The sequence below is a fragment of the Streptomyces sp. NPDC101151 genome (genome assembly GCF_044768335.1).
Taxonomy (GTDB): domain Bacteria; phylum Actinomycetota; class Actinomycetes; order Streptomycetales; family Streptomycetaceae; genus Streptomyces.
In genome coordinates this window covers 323,366-340,713 of sequence record NZ_JBIWPP010000005.1, presented here as the reverse complement: position 1 = coordinate 340,713, position 17,348 = coordinate 323,366, and the positions used below count along the sequence as shown (strand labels likewise).

Annotated in this window: 15 protein-coding genes and 2 tRNA genes; 2 read left to right on the top strand and 15 right to left on the bottom strand. The window is 67.7% G+C overall.

All coding sequences use genetic code 11. From position 1 onward, the window contains the following. Positions 1 to 49: 49 nt before the first annotated feature. The 8 genes from ACIRU3_RS12440 to ACIRU3_RS12405 all read right to left on the bottom strand — a co-directional run bounded on the left by ACIRU3_RS12440 (position 50) and on the right by ACIRU3_RS12405 (position 7,870). A complete protein-coding gene (locus ACIRU3_RS12440; RefSeq protein WP_404055499.1) occupies positions 50 to 1,693 on the bottom strand; it encodes a long-chain fatty acid--CoA ligase in 1,644 nt (547 codons plus the stop codon). A 132-nt stretch (positions 1,694 to 1,825) separates the two neighbouring features. Further along, complete coding sequence (locus tag ACIRU3_RS12435) at positions 1,826 to 2,419, bottom strand: SigE family RNA polymerase sigma factor (protein WP_404055233.1); 594 nt, start codon at positions 2,417 to 2,419, stop codon at positions 1,826 to 1,828. A 147-nt stretch (positions 2,420 to 2,566) separates the two neighbouring features. Next, entirely contained in the window at positions 2,567 to 3,733 is a 1,167-nt protein-coding gene (locus ACIRU3_RS12430) for a lipid-transfer protein (RefSeq protein ID WP_404055231.1), read from the bottom strand. Next, entirely contained in the window at positions 3,730 to 4,167 is a 438-nt protein-coding gene (locus tag ACIRU3_RS12425; protein ID WP_404055229.1) for a MaoC family dehydratase, read from the bottom strand. Before ACIRU3_RS12425 ends, ACIRU3_RS12430 begins: the two co-directional genes overlap by 4 nt. Beyond that, complete coding sequence (locus tag ACIRU3_RS12420; protein WP_404055227.1) at positions 4,157 to 5,188, bottom strand: acyl-CoA dehydrogenase family protein; 1,032 nt, start codon at positions 5,186 to 5,188, stop codon at positions 4,157 to 4,159. Before ACIRU3_RS12420 ends, ACIRU3_RS12425 begins: the two co-directional genes overlap by 11 nt. Position 5,189: 1 nt before the next feature. Next, positions 5,190 to 6,161, bottom strand: coding sequence for a bifunctional MaoC family dehydratase N-terminal/OB-fold nucleic acid binding domain-containing protein (locus ACIRU3_RS12415; RefSeq protein ID WP_404055225.1), 972 nt, complete (start codon positions 6,159 to 6,161; stop codon positions 5,190 to 5,192). After that, positions 6,158 to 7,318: an acyl-CoA dehydrogenase family protein gene (locus ACIRU3_RS12410; protein ID WP_404055223.1), complete on the bottom strand. Its 1,161-nt coding sequence runs from the start codon at positions 7,316 to 7,318 to the stop codon at positions 6,158 to 6,160. Before ACIRU3_RS12410 ends, ACIRU3_RS12415 begins: the two co-directional genes overlap by 4 nt. A gap of 240 nt (positions 7,319 to 7,558) precedes the next feature. Continuing rightward, entirely contained in the window at positions 7,559 to 7,870 is a 312-nt protein-coding gene (locus ACIRU3_RS12405) for a hypothetical protein (protein ID WP_404055222.1), read from the bottom strand. Positions 7,871 to 8,239: 369 nt separating this feature from the next. Here ACIRU3_RS12405 and ACIRU3_RS12400 point away from each other — a divergent pair, with 369 nt between their 5' ends. Continuing rightward, positions 8,240 to 9,115: a bifunctional DNA primase/polymerase gene (locus ACIRU3_RS12400; protein ID WP_404055220.1), complete on the top strand. Its 876-nt coding sequence runs from the start codon at positions 8,240 to 8,242 to the stop codon at positions 9,113 to 9,115. Positions 9,116 to 9,199: 84 nt separating this feature from the next. On the opposite strand, the gene ACIRU3_RS12395 is transcribed toward ACIRU3_RS12400, so the two are convergent. Together ACIRU3_RS12395 and ACIRU3_RS12390 are read right to left on the bottom strand one after the other, a co-directional pair. Next, positions 9,200 to 9,859 carry a hypothetical protein gene (locus ACIRU3_RS12395; protein WP_404055218.1) on the bottom strand — a complete coding sequence of 220 codons (660 nt, stop codon included), beginning with the start codon at positions 9,857 to 9,859 and terminating at the stop codon, positions 9,200 to 9,202. Positions 9,860 to 10,545: 686 nt separating this feature from the next. Next, positions 10,546 to 10,620 (bottom strand) — tRNA-Trp (locus tag ACIRU3_RS12390). 937 nt (positions 10,621 to 11,557) lie between these two features. Here ACIRU3_RS12390 and ACIRU3_RS12385 point away from each other — a divergent pair. Beyond that, positions 11,558 to 11,938 carry a hypothetical protein gene (locus tag ACIRU3_RS12385; protein WP_404055216.1) on the top strand — a complete coding sequence of 127 codons (381 nt, stop codon included), beginning with the start codon at positions 11,558 to 11,560 and terminating at the stop codon, positions 11,936 to 11,938. Between the two features lie 609 nt (positions 11,939 to 12,547). On the opposite strand, the gene ACIRU3_RS12380 is transcribed toward ACIRU3_RS12385, so the two are convergent. The 5 genes from ACIRU3_RS12380 to ACIRU3_RS12360 all read right to left on the bottom strand — a co-directional run bounded on the left by ACIRU3_RS12380 (position 12,548) and on the right by ACIRU3_RS12360 (position 17,279). Next, positions 12,548 to 12,632 (bottom strand) — tRNA-Ser (locus ACIRU3_RS12380). A 486-nt stretch (positions 12,633 to 13,118) separates the two neighbouring features. After that, a complete protein-coding gene (locus ACIRU3_RS12375) occupies positions 13,119 to 15,395 on the bottom strand; it encodes an NACHT domain-containing protein (protein WP_404055214.1) in 2,277 nt (758 codons plus the stop codon). Continuing rightward, a complete protein-coding gene (locus ACIRU3_RS12370; RefSeq protein ID WP_404055212.1) occupies positions 15,392 to 15,802 on the bottom strand; it encodes a hypothetical protein in 411 nt (136 codons plus the stop codon). The genes ACIRU3_RS12375 and ACIRU3_RS12370 overlap by 4 nt, the downstream gene beginning before the upstream one ends. A gap of 260 nt (positions 15,803 to 16,062) precedes the next feature. Beyond that, on the bottom strand, positions 16,063 to 16,533 hold the full coding sequence (locus tag ACIRU3_RS12365; protein WP_404055210.1) for an NUDIX hydrolase: 471 nt from the start codon (positions 16,531 to 16,533) through the stop codon (positions 16,063 to 16,065). Between the two features lie 2 nt (positions 16,534 to 16,535). After that, positions 16,536 to 17,279 carry an XRE family transcriptional regulator gene (locus tag ACIRU3_RS12360; RefSeq protein WP_404055208.1) on the bottom strand — a complete coding sequence of 248 codons (744 nt, stop codon included), beginning with the start codon at positions 17,277 to 17,279 and terminating at the stop codon, positions 16,536 to 16,538. Positions 17,280 to 17,348: the final 69 nt, after the last annotated feature.

Here is a 17,348-nt window from a genome sequence, read left to right as displayed (position 1 = left end):
GTGCCGGGGTGGGCGGCCACGGCAGTGCGGCCACCCACTCCTCGGCCGGTCAGATGCTGGTGACGTCCAGCCCGCCCTCCGCGTACTGCCTGCGCAGCACCTTCTTGTCGAACTTGCCCACGCTCGTCTTCGGCACCGACTCGACGACCGTCCAGCGCTCGGGGAGCTGCCAGCGGGCGATCTTGCCCTCCTCGGCGAGGAAGGTGCGCAGGGCCTCGAAGTCGGTGAGGGCGCCCTCCCTGAGGACGACCGTGGCCAGCGGGCGTTCGCCCCACTTCTCGTCGGGTACGGCGACCACGGCGGCCTCGGCGACATCCGGGTGGGACATCAGCGCGTTCTCCAGCTCGACCGAGGAGATCCACTCGCCGCCGGACTTGATGACGTCCTTGGCACGGTCGGTGAGCGTGAGGAAGCCGTCGGGGGAGATGGTGCCGACGTCACCCGTCTTCAGCCAGCCGTCCTCGCTGAACTTGTCGGCGGGGCGCAGCGGCTCGGCGTCGGGGCCGTTGTAGTAGGCGCCCGCGATCCACGGGCCGCGCACCTCCAGCTCGCCCGCCGACTCGCCGTCCCAGGGCAGGCGCTCGCCGCCGGGGCCGGTGAGGCGGCCCTCGACACCGGCCGGGAAACGGCCCTGGGTGAGGCGGTAGGCGAACTCCTCCTCGGTGCCGACCGCATGGGCCGGCGGGCGGGACACCGTGCCGAGCGGAGAGGTCTCCGTCATGCCCCAGGCGTGGCAGACCCGCATGCCGAGCTGGTCGAAGGCCTCCATCAGGGACGGCGGGCAGGCCGAGCCGCCGATGGTGACCTGGGTGAGGGAGGAGACGTCCCGGGGGCGTGCGAGGAGTTCGGCGAGCAGGCCCTGCCAGATGGTGGGGACGGCGGCCGCGTGCGTCGGCTTCTCCCGCTCGATCATCTCGGCCAGCGGGGCGGGCTGCAGGAAGCGGTCGGGCATCAGCATGTTGACGCCGGTCATGAAGGTGGCGTGCGGCAGGCCCCAGGCGTTGACGTGGAACTGCGGGACCACGACGAGGGAGGTGTCCTCGTCGGTCAGGCCCATCGACTGGGTCATGTTGACCTGCATGGAGTGCAGGTAGATCGAACGGTGGCTGTACACCACGCCCTTGGGGTCGCCGGTCGTGCCGGAGGTGTAGCACATCGCGGCGGCCTGGCGTTCGTCGATCTCGGGCCAGTCGTAGGTGGTGGGCCGGCCGGCGATCAGCTCCTCGTACTCGTGCACCCGCGCGGTGGTGCCCGCCAGCGGTGCGCGGTCACCGGGGCCGGAGACGACGATGTGCTCCAGGGTCGGCAGCTTGGGCAGCAGCGGAGCGAGCAGCGGGATCAGCGAGCCGTTGACGATGACCACGCGGTCGGCGGCGTGGTTGACGATCCACACCAGCTGCTCGGCGGGCAGCCGCAGATTGAGCGTGTGCAGCACCGCGCCCATGGACGGGATCGCGAAGTACGCCTCGACGTGTTCGGCGTTGTTCCACATGAGTGTGGCGACCCGGTCGTCGCTCCGGACTCCGAGTTCGTCCCGGAGGGCGTTCGCCAGCTGCACCGCGCGCACCCCGGCCTCGGCGAAGCTGCGCCGCTGCGGCTCGGCCTCCCCGGTCCAGGTGGTGATCTGCGACCGTCCGTGCACCAGCACCCCGTGCTCGAGGATGCGGGTCACGGTCAGCGGTACGTCCTGCATGGTGCTCAGCACAGCGTCCTCCCGGGGCGGCGTCGCCTACGCGGCGGCAAAGGGCTGGCCCGATTCTGCTCACATACCGCGCGGTATGTCACTAGGGGAGGACAACTCGGCCGCCCGAAATCCCGAACGGGCCTAACGGACCGGGCCCAGCTCCGGGTCCTCGCGCAGCTTGCCGAGCGCACGCGACACCGCCGACTTCACCGTGCCCACCGACACGCCGAGCACCTCGGCCGTCTGGGCCTCGCTGAGGTCCTCGTAGTACCGCAGGACGACCATCGCCCGCTGCCGCGCGGGGAGTTTGGCGATCGCCCGCCACATGGCGTCGTGCAGCGCCTGCCGCTCGGCGGGGTCGTCCGCGGCGGATGCCGGCTCCGGCTCGGGCAGCTCGTCACAGGCGAACTCGTCCACTCTGCGCTTGCGCCACTGCGAGGTCCGCGTGTTCAGCAGGGCCCGGCGCACATAGCCGTCGAGCGCCCGGTGGTCCTCGATCCGCTCCCAGGCCACATAGGTCTTGGCGAGCGCGGTCTGCAGCAGGTCCTCGGCATCGCTGGGGTTCGCGGTCAGCGAGCGCGCCGTGCGCAGCAGGACCGGCTGGCGGGCCCTCACGTACGACGCGAACGACGGGTACATGGCGGTCGCCACGCTCGGACGGAGCCGAGGGTGGGGGAGGGTCTGCCGGCTTGGTGCAGCGGCGGCCGAGGCGCTGGTGCAGACGGGAGTGGTCATGGCTCCACGCTAGGAGCGGACCGTGCTCCCACGGATCGGCCCCAGGTCCCGAAGCCGGGTCCCCCTCAGGTTGTAGGGGTGGGGTTGCCTACACCTCCTGAAGGTGGACTACGGGGTGACCGCATCTGCGGGTTCGCCCCTGAGGGCTCACCCGTCGGCCGCCAGGACCAGCCCCGATGTGGGCACCCCGGTGCCCGCCGTCACCAGGGTCCGGGCCGCCCCCGGTATCTGGTTGACCGCCGTGCCGCGCAGCTGGCGCACCGCTTCCGCCACCCCGTTCATCCCGTGCAGATACGCCTCCCCCAGCTGACCCCCGTGGGTGTTCAGCGGCAGCCGCTCCTCGGCCACGAAGTCCGCCGCCTCCCCGTTTCCGCAGAACCCGAACTCCTCCAGCTGCATCAGCACGAACGGTGTGAAGTGGTCGTACAGGATCCCCACGTCGATGTCGTCCGGGCCCAGCCCCGACGTCCGCCACAACTGGCGGGCCACCACGCCCATCTCGGGCAGGCCGGTCAGCTCGTCCCGGTAGAAGCCGGTCATCTGCTCCTGCCCGCGGCCGGCGCCCTGGGCGGCCGCCGCGATCACGGCGGGCGGCCGCGGCAGGTCCCGGGCCCGCTCCAGGGACGTCACGACGAGGGCCTGCCCGCCGTCGGTCTCCTGACAGCAGTCCAGCAGTCTGAGCGGCTCCACGATCCAGCGGGAGGCCGTGTGGTCGGCGAGGGTGATGGGGCGGCCGTGGAAGTAGGCCGCCGGGTTGGTCGCCGCGTACTTCCGGTCCACCACGGCCACGTGCCCGAACGCCTCGGGGGTCAGCCCGTACGTGTGCAGATACCGCTGGGCCGCCATCGCCACCCAGGAGGCCGGGGTGAGGAGCCCGAACGGCAGCACCCAGCCGAGCGCCACACCCTCCGCCGACGGCTCGCGGTGCTGCACGCCGGCGCCGAATCTGCGGCCCGACCGCTCGTTGAAGGCGCGATAGCAGACCACCACCTCCGCCACGCCCGTCGCCACCGCGAGCGCCGCCTGCTGGACCGTCGCGCAGGCCGCCCCGCCGCCGTAGTGGACGCGGGAGAAGAAGGACAGCTCACCCATCCCGCAGGCCTGGGCCACCGTGATCTCCGGGCTGGTGTCCATCGTGAACGTCACCAGACCGTCCACGTCCGCCGGTGTGAGCCCCGCGTCCGCCAGCGCGGCCCCCACCGCCTCCACCGCCAGGCGCAGCTCACTGCGCCCGGAGTCCTTGGAGAACTCCGTGGCTCCGATGCCGGCGATCGCCGCCCGGCCGCCGAGGGAGTCCCGCGCGCGCACGCTCATGACGCGGCCCCCCGGTCCTGGGGCGGTGCCGGGACTCTGACGGTCACCGTGCCGGTCACATGCCGGCCCATGGCGTTGTCCCCGAGCACACGCACCGTCGCCGTGTCGCCGTCGACCGCCTCGACCCTGCCCGTCAGCACCATGGTGTCCCCCGGATAGTTGGGCGCTCCCAGCCTGATGGCGACCTTGCGGAGCACCGCCGCCGGGCCGAAGTGGTCCGTGATGTATCTGCCGACCAGTCCGTTCGTCGTCAGGATGTTCATGAAGACATCGGGTGAGCCCTTCTGCCGGGCCAGCTCGGCGTCGTGGTGCACGTCCTGGTAGTCCCGGGAGGCGATCGCCCCGGCCACGATCAGGGTTCGCGTCACCGGGATCTCCAGCGGCGGCAGTTCGGCGCCCACCTCCGGCCTCTCGGTGCGCTTCTCACTCCCCATGTGCGATCAACTCCCCCAGTTCCTGAAGTACTTCGGCCCCGCATCCCAGATAGGCGTCCAGCTGCCGCCCCCACAGGAAGTGCCGGTGCACCGGATGGTCGAGGTCGGCTCCGGTCCCGCCGTGCAGATGCTGACCGGTGTGGACGACCCGCTGCCCCGCCTCGGAGGCCCACCAGGCGGCGGTCAGCGCATGCGTGGCGTACGGCAGCCCCGCGTCCCGCCGCCAGGCGGCCTCGTACGCCGTCACCCGTATCGCCTCGGTGTCCATGTGGGCGTCGGCGGCCCGGAGCTGGACGGCCTGCCGGGTGGCCAGCGGGCGCCCGAACTGCTCCCTGGTGTCGGTGTGTGCCACCGCCCGCGCCAGCGATCCGGCGCACACCCCGGCCTGGAGCCCGGCGAAGGCGGTACGGGCGGTGGCGAGGACGTCGGCGTGGACGGCGGTGTCCGGGGCGCCGAGGGGCTCCGCCGGGGCGCGGTCCAGGGTGAGGCGGGCCGCGGACCAGGGGGCGGTCAGCTCCACCGGGGTGATCCCGGTGCCCTCGCCGAGCGGGGCCAGCCACAGGCGGCGTTCGGTGTCGGCGACCAGGACGTGGGTGGCGTCCCGGAGCCAGGGGACGACGGGGACGGAGCCGGTCAGCTCACCTCGCGCTGGAGCCCGTACGCCTCCCTGCGTCAGGAGCGCGCCGCCGACCACCACCGAACCGTCCTCGATGCCCGGCAGCAGCCGCTCCCGCTGCTCCGGGGTGCCATGGGAGGCGACCGCCAGGAGGCCGTACACGCACGTCGCCGCATAGGGCACCTGGGCCGTCGTACGCCCCTGTTCCTCCAGGAGCAGCACGAGCCCGAGCAGGCCCAGCTCCGTCACGGCGCCGACCAGGCCCGCGGTGCAAAGGGCCTTCCACAGCTCGGGGTCGCTTCCGGTGCCGGCGGCCTTCAGCCGCTCGTGGGTGGCGAGGTCGCCGAAGATCCGCGCGGCCAGGTCACGGGCCTCCGCCTGCGCCTCGGTGGGTGTGAAGTCCATGTCACCCCTCGCCCTCGACGACCCGGAAGACCGGCAGGGCCAGTGCGCCCTGCTCGGCACCTTCGTCTTCGTAGCTCCTGAACTCCGCCCGGACCGGCAGGCCGATGCGCACCTTGTCGTACGGCACCCCCACCACGTTGCTCACCATCCGCACGCCCTCGGCGAGTTCGATCAGGCCGACCGCGTAGGGCCCCGCCGCGTCAGCGGCCTGATCGGATTCCGTGAAGGCCGGGAAGGGCGGGTGGTGCATCACCACGTACGAATAGACCGTGCCCTCGCCGCTCGCCTCGACCGTGTCCCAGTCCAGGCAGCCGCAGGCATTGCAGCCCGGCAGCCAGGGGTGGCGCAGGATGCCGCAGCCCGTGCAGCGCTGGATGAGGAGCCGGTGCTCGGCCACGCCCTCCCAGAAGCCGGCGTTGTCCCGGTTGACCACCGGGCGGGGGCGCCCGGGGCGCCGGGCCGGGGGTGTGCGGCGGGCCGGGGCGTACTTGAGGATGCGGAAGCGGTGGGTGCCCGCGAGCTCGCCGTCCACCCGTACGTCCATGCGGGTCGTGACGAAGTACCCCGTGCCCAGCTTCGTCGTCTTGCGGCCGGAGACCGATTCGATCACCGCGTCGAAGGTGACCTCGTCGCCCGGGCGCAGGGGTCGTAGGTACTCCTGCTCGCAGTCGGTGGCCACCACCGACGTACAGCCCGACCCGTCCAGCAGGCCGAGGAGTTCGTCGTAGGCTCCGGTGCGGCCCTCGTGGCCCCGGAGGCCGCCCATCGTCCACACCTGGAGCATGGTGGGCGGGGCGACGGCACGGGGTCCGCGGTACGCCGGCGCGGTGTCGCCCATCGCCTCGCACCAGTGCCGGATCATCGGCGCGTTCACCGGGTCCTTGCCCACGCCCGCGACCGCGGCGGGCCGTCCCTCGAACTCCTTGAGCCGCACGCCCAGCTCATCGGGCCCCACACCGTCCACCGTGCTCACCTCCGTCCCCTCGTCATCCCGAGCCGCATCGTCGCGACGATCTCCCGCTGCACCTCGCTTACCCCGCCCCCGAACGTGTTGATCTGCGCCGCCCTGTTCAGCCGCTCCAGCTCGCCGTCCCCGAACGCTCCCGGCGACCCCGAGCGGACCAGTCCCGCCAGCCCGTCCGTCCCGAGCACGTGCTGACACATCCGGTACACCGCGACCGCCGATTCGGTCCCCACGACCTTGACGCCGCTGGCGTCGCCAGGAGCCAGTCGGCCCGCCCCCACGTCCCCCACCAGACGCCAGTTGAGCAGGCGCGTTGCCGCCAGCCGGGCATGTGCCTCGGCCAGTCGCTCGCGCACCCAGGGCTCATCGATCAGGCGCCGCCCGTTCACCGGATCGGGTGTACGGGCGGCGGCGAGGACGGCGGCGTGGAACTCCTCGGCCTGCATGCCGATGGCGGCGAGGGCGACCCGTTCGTGGTTGAGCTGGCTGGTGATCAGCGACCAGCCCTCGTTCTCGGCGCCGACCAGGTTGTGTGCCGGGACGCGGACACCGTCGTAGTACGTGGCCGTCGTCGTCTGCCCGCCCACGGTCTCGATCGGCGTCCAGGAGAAGCCGGGGGCGTCGGTGGGGACGAGGAGGAGGGAGATGCCCCGGTGCCTGGGTGCGTCGGGGTCGGTGCGACAGGCGAGCCAGATCCAGTCGGCGTGCTGGGCGCCCGAGGTGAAGATCTTCTGCCCGTCGATCCGCCAGCCGTCGCCCTCCCGTACGGCCCGGGTCCGCAGTGCGGCGAGGTCGGTGCCGGCGGAGGGCTCGGTGTAGCCGATCGCGAAGACCAGCTCGCCGCTGAGGATCCGGGGCAGGAAGCAGTCCTTCTGGCGCTCGCTGCCGTACTTCATCAGCGTGGGGCCGACCGTGTTGAGCGTGACCATGGAGACGGGGGCGCCGGCCCGGTACGCCTCGTCGAAGAACACGAACTGCTCGTCCGCGCCCCGCCCCTGACCGCCGTACTCGGCCGGCCAGCCGAGGCCCAGCCACCCGTCGGCGCCGATACGGCGCAGCAGGGCGCGTCCGTCGGCGGGCCGGCCGGGCTCGGGCATCAAGCTACGGAAGTATGCACGGAGTTCGGCGCGCAGGCGTTGCTGCCGCTCGGTGGGGGCGAGGTGCACGACGGGCCCTCCCGGCCTCGCTTGCCTGACAGGACGGTTTCTGACTGTCCGTCAGATACTGGTCGGTGTCAAGGTCGGCCGCCCACCCGGCCGCAGCGCCGTCCGTACGGCCGTCAGCGCGGCCGTAAGCGCGCCGGGAAAACGTCTGCGCGGCGGCACCGAAGCACCGCCGCGCAGACGCGTTACGACCCCGAAGCACACCCCCCGAGGACCCTCACCACAAGGGGCCTCGGCCGAGGCTCACCACAGCGGGGTGAAGTTGACGGCCACGTTCTCGTTGCCCTGCTGGACGGACGTGAACGCGGATCCGTTCACCTGCGCGGTGTTGCTCTGGTTCGAGGCGCCGGAGCCGACCGCGTTCTGCTGGGTGGTGGACGAGTTTCCGTTGTTGTTGTGGCCGACACCGCTGCCGATGATGCTCGACACTCCGGCGTTCGATCCGTTGTCCGCGAAGGCGCCGTTGTCCGCGGCAGCGACACCGGCGAAGAGGGCGGCTGCAAGAGGGAGGGCGGAGACGGCGGCGAGAACGCGGGCGGTACGGATGCTTGCCATGTTGTTCCTCCAGAACCGAGCACTGAGCGGCCCTAGGGCCGAAAGTACGTGAAGTACGGCTTGCACCAAGGCAGTTGGCCGACCGCCTCGGTTGTCGTGAACGACGTCGCGCAACCAGAGTTGCCCACCGAATCCCCGGCGAACCACCCCGGAAGCCCTGATTCGCACGCAAGCGTGATGACAAGTCGATAAACCCTTATCGCCACCTTTGCTCACCTCATGTCACAGGACGGCACAGGAGGGACCTTCACTCCCCAAGCACCGCAACGGGTGAATCGTTCCAGCGCCTTTCCGGCCAATCTCCCCGTCCCGGCGCGTCGCAACCGGGCTCCTCTTCCCTTTTTCGAACATGAGTACGAACATGGAGGCATGGCCACCACCGACCGGCAGGCCACGACGCTGGCCCTCGCACACGCTCTGTCAGCCGCCGAACGCGGACTGGCCGTCATCCCCCTGTCCCGGACGAAACTCCCGGCCCTGCGCTCCCCGCACCGCGACGACCCCGACCCCGACCCCGGGCCCTGCCACGGCGAGTGCGGCCGCTTCGGTCACGGCGTGTACGACGCCTCGACCGACCCGGTCCGCATCCGCGAGCTGTTCGCCGCCGCGCCCTGGGCGACCGGCTACGGCATCGCCTGCGGGCTGCCCCCGCACCACCTGATCGGCGTCGACCTCGACACCAAGTCCGGCACGGACTCCTCGGCCGCCCTGCGCGAACTGGCCCTGCGGCATCTGTTCACGATCCCCGAGACGGTCGTCGTCCTCACCCCGAGCGGCGGCCGCCACGTGTGGCTGACCGGCCCGCCGGACGTCGTCGTCCCCAACTCGGCCGGCCGGCTCGCCCCCGGCATCGACATCCGGGGCGCCGGCGGCTATCTCGTGGGACCCGGCTCCCGCACCGAGCACGGCGTGTACGCCGCCGCGCCCGGCACCGCGCGCCTCGCCCCCGCCGCCTGCCCGCCCGCCCTGCTACGGCTGCTCCTGCCCCCGCCCCGCACCGCGCCCCCGGCGCCGCCGCCGCCCGCCGGCGACCACGGCCGCGGCCTGGTCCAGTTCGTCCTGACCGCACACGAGGGCCAGCGCAACACCCGGCTCTTCTGGGCGGCCTGCCGTGCCTACGAGAACGGCCTCGGCCCCGCCCTGCTCCTCCCCTTGATCGAAGCGGCCCTCAACACCGGCCTGTCCGAACGCGAGGCCCGTGCGACGATCGCGTCGGCCGCCCGGATGACGGGGCACCGGCCGTGAGACGCGGGAACCGGGAGAGGAACGCGGCCCGCGAGTACGTCTCCCGGACACGACACCCCCGCGCGCGTGCGGTGGATGGGGCGACTACGGCGTGTAGACCTGCTCCAGCCGGTCGATGGAACCGTCGTCGCCCGTCTCGTACTTGAACACCAGGCCGGAGTCGGGGTGCGCCTTGATCCAGTCGATCAGTTCCTGCACGCCGATGCGCTGGTTCTCACTGCTCCCGGTGACGGGGTTGGTGGCGGTGACGTACGCCGCCTGGTCCAGGGCCCAGCGACTGTCCTCGCCGGTGACGACGAACGGCGCACCGTCGCCGTCCTTGCCGGCACATCCCCAGGCACCGTGCTGGATGACGAGGTTCACCTTGCCGGTACTGCCGTCGAGTTCCTCGACGCGGTAGACGGCGATCTCGTCGGGATCGACGTGGTCCGGGTCCGGTGCCTCGTCGACGCAGTCGGCGGCGGGTGCCGCGGGCTTGGCGGGTGCCGTGGGCTTGGCGGGTCCGGTGACCTTGGCGGCGGGCGTCGGGGTCGCGGTGGCACCCGCGCCCGCCGTGCCCGTGCCCTCGCCCTTGCCCGTGCCCTTTCCGTCCGCCGTGCCTGGCGCCGAACCGGCCGTGGCTCCGGCGCCGGACGAACCGGCGGACCCCGCGGCGGAGTCGTCTCCCTGGCACCCGGTGAGCACGGCGGCCAGTGCGACGGCCGCGAGCGCGACGACGACGGGTCTGAGGCGATGGGCATGCATATCGGAGGTCCCCCCTTCACGGGCGGCCCGACCGGCCGCCCCGGATCCGGACCGTAACGCCCTCCGTGTGCGCACCGCACCACCGCGAGAACCCGTGTCACGGACTCGGGACGGTGCCGTCACGGCGCACGGATCATGTGACGTGCACAGGCCGGGCCCCGAAACGCCCCTCCCGGCCGGCAACGGCGACGGCCCCGGACCGTTTCGCCCGGTCCGGGGCCGTTCAACTACGCGGTGGGTGTGGGATTTGAACCCACGGTGACTCGCGCCACGACGGTTTTCAAGACCGACCGCATTTCAGTGCCGACTACCCCTGTGACCTGCCTATTCACCGTTGCCGATCTCGTGAGCAGCGCCCTGGCCGGAGGATGGCCAAGGATGTCGCCGGATGCCTCGCACTCCTGATGGACGGGCTGCATTTGAGGCACACCAGGGTGACCTTGGCCATGCGCCGCGCCTGACGGGGTGACCTCTTCGTCCCGAAACAATGCGAGCGACTGCGTGACCTGCGGCCAAACCGGTCGTGACCTCGGCGGACCGTCCACGAGCCTCCGTGATGGTGCGCCGTGGCACGGGGCCGTTGTAGCGCAGTTAGACACTCAGGCGGATTCCCAAGCCACGCATGATCCGTACCGCTGACGGGGCCATTTGGTGACCCTAGGACATGCATCTGGACGCGCTGCGGACGAAGCCGACCGTATTCGAACCGGCGTCCTCGCGATTTTGGAGACCGCGCGCGACTTCCTCTGCGCTACGACTTCGCCCGGCTGGGACCCTAGTCGCGTCGGCCACGCGCGAGGCGTACGGGCTCTCCGTCAGGCCACCCACACGCTTCTGACGGCACATCGAAGCTCCGTTGGACGCGGGCGACTTGGCAAGGTCACGTCCACAACGGAGCTTCGTTGTGTCCGCTGGCGCGCCCTCCGGGCATCGCCATACCGTCGTGACCTGCACACTCACGAGATCACAGCGACTTTGCCGAGATATGGGCTGAGGGCTCTGGATAGCAGCCTTTTGCCTCGCGATACTTCGGCTACTCGGTTTTACTGCGACACGGTTCTGATGCCGGCGCGCAGGCGGTCAATAGAGTTATCGGCTGCCTGGGCACTCTCCCATGCCGCAGCCCATTCCCTCCGGCCCACGCCCTAGTGTCGTCTCGGTGTGACGGAAGGCCAGGTTGTTTACCCGAGCATGTCCCGGCTATCAACAATTGCCCGGCAGGCAGCTCCCGCTTGCCGGGACAGGATTGGAACCGCCATGAAACATTTCAGACGAGCGGCCTGGCTGCGAAGACTCCCCGCCGCACTTGCGGTGTTCTGCGCCCCGGCACTGATCCTCGCCAACGGTACCTCCGCCTACGCGTCTGCCATCGTCGACGGGACGGCACACCCTATGCCGTCAGGCTGTATCCCCGGTCTACAGCCTTGGTGCACGATAGCTCCCTCCCGTTACCCGTATACGCCGAATGTCAACGGAGACTGCGCCAGCACGACCGGTTCGAGCGTGTGGAATCAATACACTTACCTCAATAACTACACATGGGCATACGGGCAGCTGCAGAACCCAACGTGCACTTTCCAACCGAAAACCAAAAGCGAAGACTGGGGGCCGGTGGTACCGGAATCCGCCATCATCAACCGTTGCCACAATACATCGCCCGCCAATTTCAGCGCGGGGATCACGTCGACGGTCAGCACCTTGGTGCAGGACACGCAGGGCGTTCAAATCACTCTCAAAGCGGATATAGAGCTCCCCAAGGACATCAAGGCCGGTATCGACCTCGCCTACCAATACCAGCACACGGTGGCCACGATAAACGCCACCAGTACCCTGGAGACCAACACTCTGGGCGTCGACCCCGGGACCGCAGGGAGGCTCATATTCCAGCCCCGCATCATCCACACAACAGGCCAGTGGGTAGCCCTGTATCCGAAGAACACCGATGGATACACTCTCTGGAGCACTGAAAGCGTCCGCCAGCCGTACCTTCAGACATGGAGCCCGGAGCTCGTTGCGGCCACCGGCGAAGCCGACGGGCAGTGGAAGGTGCAACTCATAGACTGCAGCACGCTTCCGTAGCCCGCCTCGTGCCTTCCCAACGGGCGAGCGAGGCCTATTCACGGAAGATTTCGGCCGGCTTTACTCGATCACGAGGACGGCCCTGCTCGGTAGCAAGACGTTTGCAACGACGTCAATTTCTACCAGGGCAGGGCCGTTGAGCTGGACGTAGGTCCGTGGAGTCGACCGCCCCAGCCACGACGGGGTCGCAGGAGTACGGCGCGGCGTGGAAGGAGGCTCGCAGGAAGGCGCTCACCGCCGCGCAGGTGGCTTCTCCGCTCGCTGCCATCCCCTACCGACCTGCGGCACGCGTGCGTATCGTTCCGGCTCCGCTCCGGGCTGAGCCTGGCCGAGACGGCCCGCCGTGCGGGACAGAGCGTTGCCGTGCTCCAGCGGTACTACGCCAAGGCGTTGGACGGCGAGGAAGCCAAGATGAACGCGCTGATCGAGCAAGGGTTGGCGGAGCACCAGAGTGGGGCCGAGGGGCCCTGAATCTTGGCCGCAGGTTGGCCGCACGCGCTGGTCATCGGTGGGATACCGGCGGGCCAAGGGTGAGACAAGGTCATGCAGAAGGGGTGCCGCTCCGGAGAGTGGCACCCCTTCTGACCTGCAAGCTTCTGACCTGCTAAGCGGTGGGTGTGGGATTTGAACCCACGGTGACTCGCGCCACGACGGTTTTCAAGACCGTTCCCTTAGGCCGCTCGGGCAACCCACCTCGGCTCCGCCCACCTGGGGTGGAGCGGGTACAGAGTACCGGCCGCGAGCGTTTCGCGGGGGCCATGGTCCACGCAGGGTCCACTGGCTCTGCTCCGCCCCAGGGCCACTGCATAGATCAGGCACCTGGTCCGAGGCCCACGCCGGCACACCGAAGCCTAGTGCCGTACGGGCATCTCCAAGGGAACTGCTCACCGCTGGCTCCCGCGCCCACGGACATCCACCGTGGCTCCATTGCGTAGCAGTGCAGCACGGGGCCTACACCTTCTGATCCGTAGGATTGGGTAGTCGATTGAGCGGCGACTCCGCCTTCAGCCCAACTGATCGCTGCTGGTCGTGATCAACGATCATCATGTGCCGTCCGTCAGGGTTTCCGTCAGCCAGGAACAGTGCCAGGGGCTGTAACAACCATTGCCACGTCCGCTCCCCTCAGAGACGCACACCCAGCACCGTCCACCTGCGACGGAACGGGTCGCTAGAACTCCTATCAGGAGTATTTGAAAACTGCGATCGAAGGAGGGAGACTCTCGGCACCTAGCACGCTCTTACAGCTAGTGTGAATAGTCCGGAGCCTCGCCATATCGGCAAGGCCGACAATATTCACCTCGGCTTCCCTATCGGTCAGGTGAAGCACTCTTAGGTTATGGAAATATGACAGCCAACTGAGATCGCCTCTGCAAGCTTCTCTTGTAATCCAAAGCTGCCAAAGCGTGGAAGGGTCGATGTTTTCTCTTAGCTGTTCGGCCGAAATGGAGGCGTCAACTCGGATCATCGGCCTGCCACCCAATCTCCGGAGCACTTGGAGCTCCTGCAAGCTAGAGACCGAAAAAAACAGGTCCGCTTCATGCAGGTGAGAGATCACCTCGTCGCCATACCGCTTCACGTCGAATCGGTGCCAAGCGTTAGCGAGTTGTGTGCGCATTACGACATCGCGCGAATGGCGATGCGCAGCCATGATGGGGATGGCCTGGTCCGTCCCAACCATAGAAGCGATCAAAACGGTATAACGAGCCTGCTCGCCCACCTGACTCGAATCAGTGGACAGGAATTCGAGAACAATCGGCCCGACTTCACCGAGGGCCATGACCTCATCCATACTTCGAGGTGGGAACAGGGCCGTGGCTCGATCCTCTACGGCATTGCGCACCTGGGGGTCCAATTCGGTTGCGTGCTCCAGACACGCCATCGCCAGAAGATGAAGTCGAGCCCGGGTGGCGCGAGAGGAACTAGCATCACCATCGGCAATTACATGACGGATAAGTTCAGCCCGCTCATGCGGACGGGCGTGTGCCACCGCCATGCGAATCACGTCCTCCCACTGACTGAAACCAGCGTTGGAGACCAGAAGCCCAATATCCCACTGCTCAACGGCCCTTTTTGCTCCCAAATAGTCTTGGAACGTTCGATGGACGAAGTCGATGCGCCCCGAGCTTGGCTCGCGGAGTAGCCCACTACGCAGAAGTAGGTGCCGAAAAATCTGCTGAGCATCGCCCTGAGAGGCAGCAGACGCGACCGAGGGAAGCGCGTCTGCAATGATCCTCTCAGCTAGCCTGCGATCCATTTCTGCTCGGTTGTTACGAATGAGCCAATGGGCAATCTTTTGAAGCAGCTGAATGCGCGGCTCTTCTCTGAGATGAATGCCGTCAGGCTCGCCCATATTTCGCTCACGGTCGCGTCGATAAAGCATGGAGAGCGCGGCTTCGTATAGTTCTTTCCGACCTTCGGGAAGGAAGGCATGTCGGTCTCGATGAAGCGCACATATGAGCCCGCACATCAGCGGATTAGTCGCAAGGCGACTCAAGTCTTGCTTAGCCCTCACGGCGGAAAGGAGTGAATCTCTGAACGAGTCTGGCGCACCTGCCGCTGCGTGCCATCGCTGTATGAATGAGGCAACGTCACTGTATCCCATAGGGGCTAGCATCAGCTCAGCGAAACCGTCACCTTCGAGCCACTCTTCCGGAACAGCTGAAGGGCGCGAAGTCGTTAACCACAGGTTGCCCGGAAAGCTGGCAAGCAAATCACCTATCCAGGTGCGCATCTCCTTGCGTTCCGCTTCCGGAATTTCGTCGACACCATCAACCATGACCAGCGCTCGCCCGGCAGACAGAACTCTTTCCGTCCATCCGGTGGGTTGCATCCCCGATAAAGGGCACCCGACCGAAGCGAGGAAGTCACTAGGCAGTGGTAACTCCTTCCCTGCGCGGCTGATGCTACGCAAGGGGAGCACAAATGGGACTCGCCCCCTCAGATACTCGAGTGAACTGTCCAATTTCTGAGTAGCCGCGGTGACAGCCAGCCATTGGATCAACGTGGTCTTACCTGACCCCGCTACTCCGTACAGCATCACCCGAGGTTTTTCCGCGAGCACTTGATCGGAAGGGAGATTGACGTTCGAAACTGTCACATATTTAGAGGGAGCAACCAGATCGTGCCGGACTGTAGTTGTGAACTCCGTCGATCCTGCTTGAAGGGTCAGGTAAGCAGTGTCGATCGGCCACTGGCCCGGAGCCTCAGTCAGGTCGATGCCGTAAATAGTCAGATGGGAATGCTTGTTTGCCACATAGGAGAGGTACCTCTCTTCAAAAGTGGTGTCTTCCAGCGTGATCGCGGACTCGAGATCGGCCGGAAGGGTATCCCGCCGGTGAAAGTGATATTCCGTAATGTGCTGGTCGCGGCCCGCTTGATAGATGCGCCCCTCAGCCTCAGCGCTCGCATGCATGTACCACTGCGAGTCACCCTTATTTCCGCGGTGATCTGGGGTCATCGCTCGCTGATGAACTGGTTGCCGTTTGCCTGGTACACGCGGCCTTGATCACGTGCCTCAGCATTGAAGGTGATGTTGGCCTTCAACTGTCCGGACTCCGTGAGCTTAGATAGCAGCGCCTCAAACTCAGCCGCGGCAGCCCGGTCCTCCAAGAACAGCGTCAGGATGCGCCCCTGCCACGCCGACTGAAGCGCTTGCCGGGCCTGGTCAATGTCAGTGTCCGGAGTAGCAAGCAATGCCGAACGAGAGGTCTCAAGCTCTCTCTCCAGCTCAGTAGTGGAGCCAGGGCGGAATCGTTGCCACAGAGCGACAACGCCCGATCGAAGGGTGTCCCACCCGTCCGTTGCCATAGCCGATACAACGGCTGTGCCGCCTGCGCTGGCCAACGTGATGAGTGCCGGGTCCACGGTGTCCCCTCCCCGTTTGCGTGCAGACAACTGATGGTAGCTGTCAACCTCAGCACGGAGCCCGGCACTTCGGGTAAGTAATGAAGAATCCCACCCAGCCAAGCGCCCGGGGTGCTCTTCTGCCGTGACGACGGTCCGTGGTCACGGAGGCAGGGTCGGGCAGCAGGTGTGCGAGCGCTCGGCCTCCGGGCTGATGGTGTGTTCAACGGGCCCTGCGTGCCATCGTCGCTGGCGAAGTACCCGCCACAGGCGCCATGAGGTCAGCCGAGATAGGGCCGCTCACGGTCGTCCAGGAAGTGACGGATCCGGAGGCGCTGCGTGTGGTGCATCGGCAGCTGATCGACCTCCTCCGGCTTGACGAACCGCAGCTCCGTGGACTCGTCCGAGATTGCGAGTCGACCGCCGACGACACGGGCGGTGAAGCAGATGTTGAACTGTCTGCGCACCTCACCATCCGAGTAGGCAATGATGTGGCGAGGGTCGGTGTACGTGCCCACGAGCCCGGTGATCTCCACGTCCAGACCCGTTTCTTCCTTCACCTCGCGGACGGCCGTTCCCGGGAGTGAGTCGGTCATGTCCATGCCGCCACCAGGGAGCGCCCAAAGATCGTTGTCCCGTCGGCGCTGAAGGAGCATGCGCCCTTCGTCGTCGGTAACCACGGCGGACGCGGCGACCACCAAGCTGTTCGGCTCAGGTGCCGCCGGGTCGTCGTAGTACTCGGTCCGTGCCATGCTCACCCTTTTCGGACTGGCGTCGCGGTCGCCCACACCGCAGCGAAGCTGTCAGCGTACGTGTCGAACATGCCGCCTTCCCCACTTCGACGCAGGTGCCAGACAGGGGCACCGTAGGCGTTCACTCCCCAGACATGAGCGTTGACCAGTGCCTGATCATCGGCCCGGTAAATCGAGTTGTAAAGCGTGGTGCCATGGGTCCGCACCTCGATGCCAGGGACCCCGACAAGGGGGCGATAGTGCATCAGCGCGAGGCGGCAACGGGACTGGATCCCGTGGCCGAACTTCTCTTCCTCGCCGCGCTGCTGGACGTTTGAGCTGTCCGCGTCGCCGAGTGCAATACGGACTGCGCAGCCCTCGGCCGCTCGCTCCTTCAAGAGCTCGTTGAGTCTTGGGTACGCCTCGTGCAAGAAGACGGCGGCGTACACCAGCACGTCGATCTGCTCGCGGGCCTGGGTCAGCATGTCTACGAACGTGGACACGGGGATGTCCGCCCGCTGGTCGTAGAGAGCCACAAGTTCCGGACTGACGGCGCGGGCGGGGCGTGCCTGCCGGAGCGCTGGCCATAGAGCGTGCACGTCTTCTCCTAGCGTTTCCGCTGCCAACATGGCCGTGGCCCGGCGCGGCGTACGCCCCAGATTGACCCAGCGTTCTACGGACTTGGGATCAACTTCGACCTTGTCCGCGAGGGCGGAGTACGTCCAGCCGCCGGCCACCATGGCGGCACGTAATCTCTCGTTCGGCATCCCAATCTCTCCTAACATCCGGGGACGGCACTAGGGACGTTCTACCTGACGCGGGACGTCCCGAAGTGG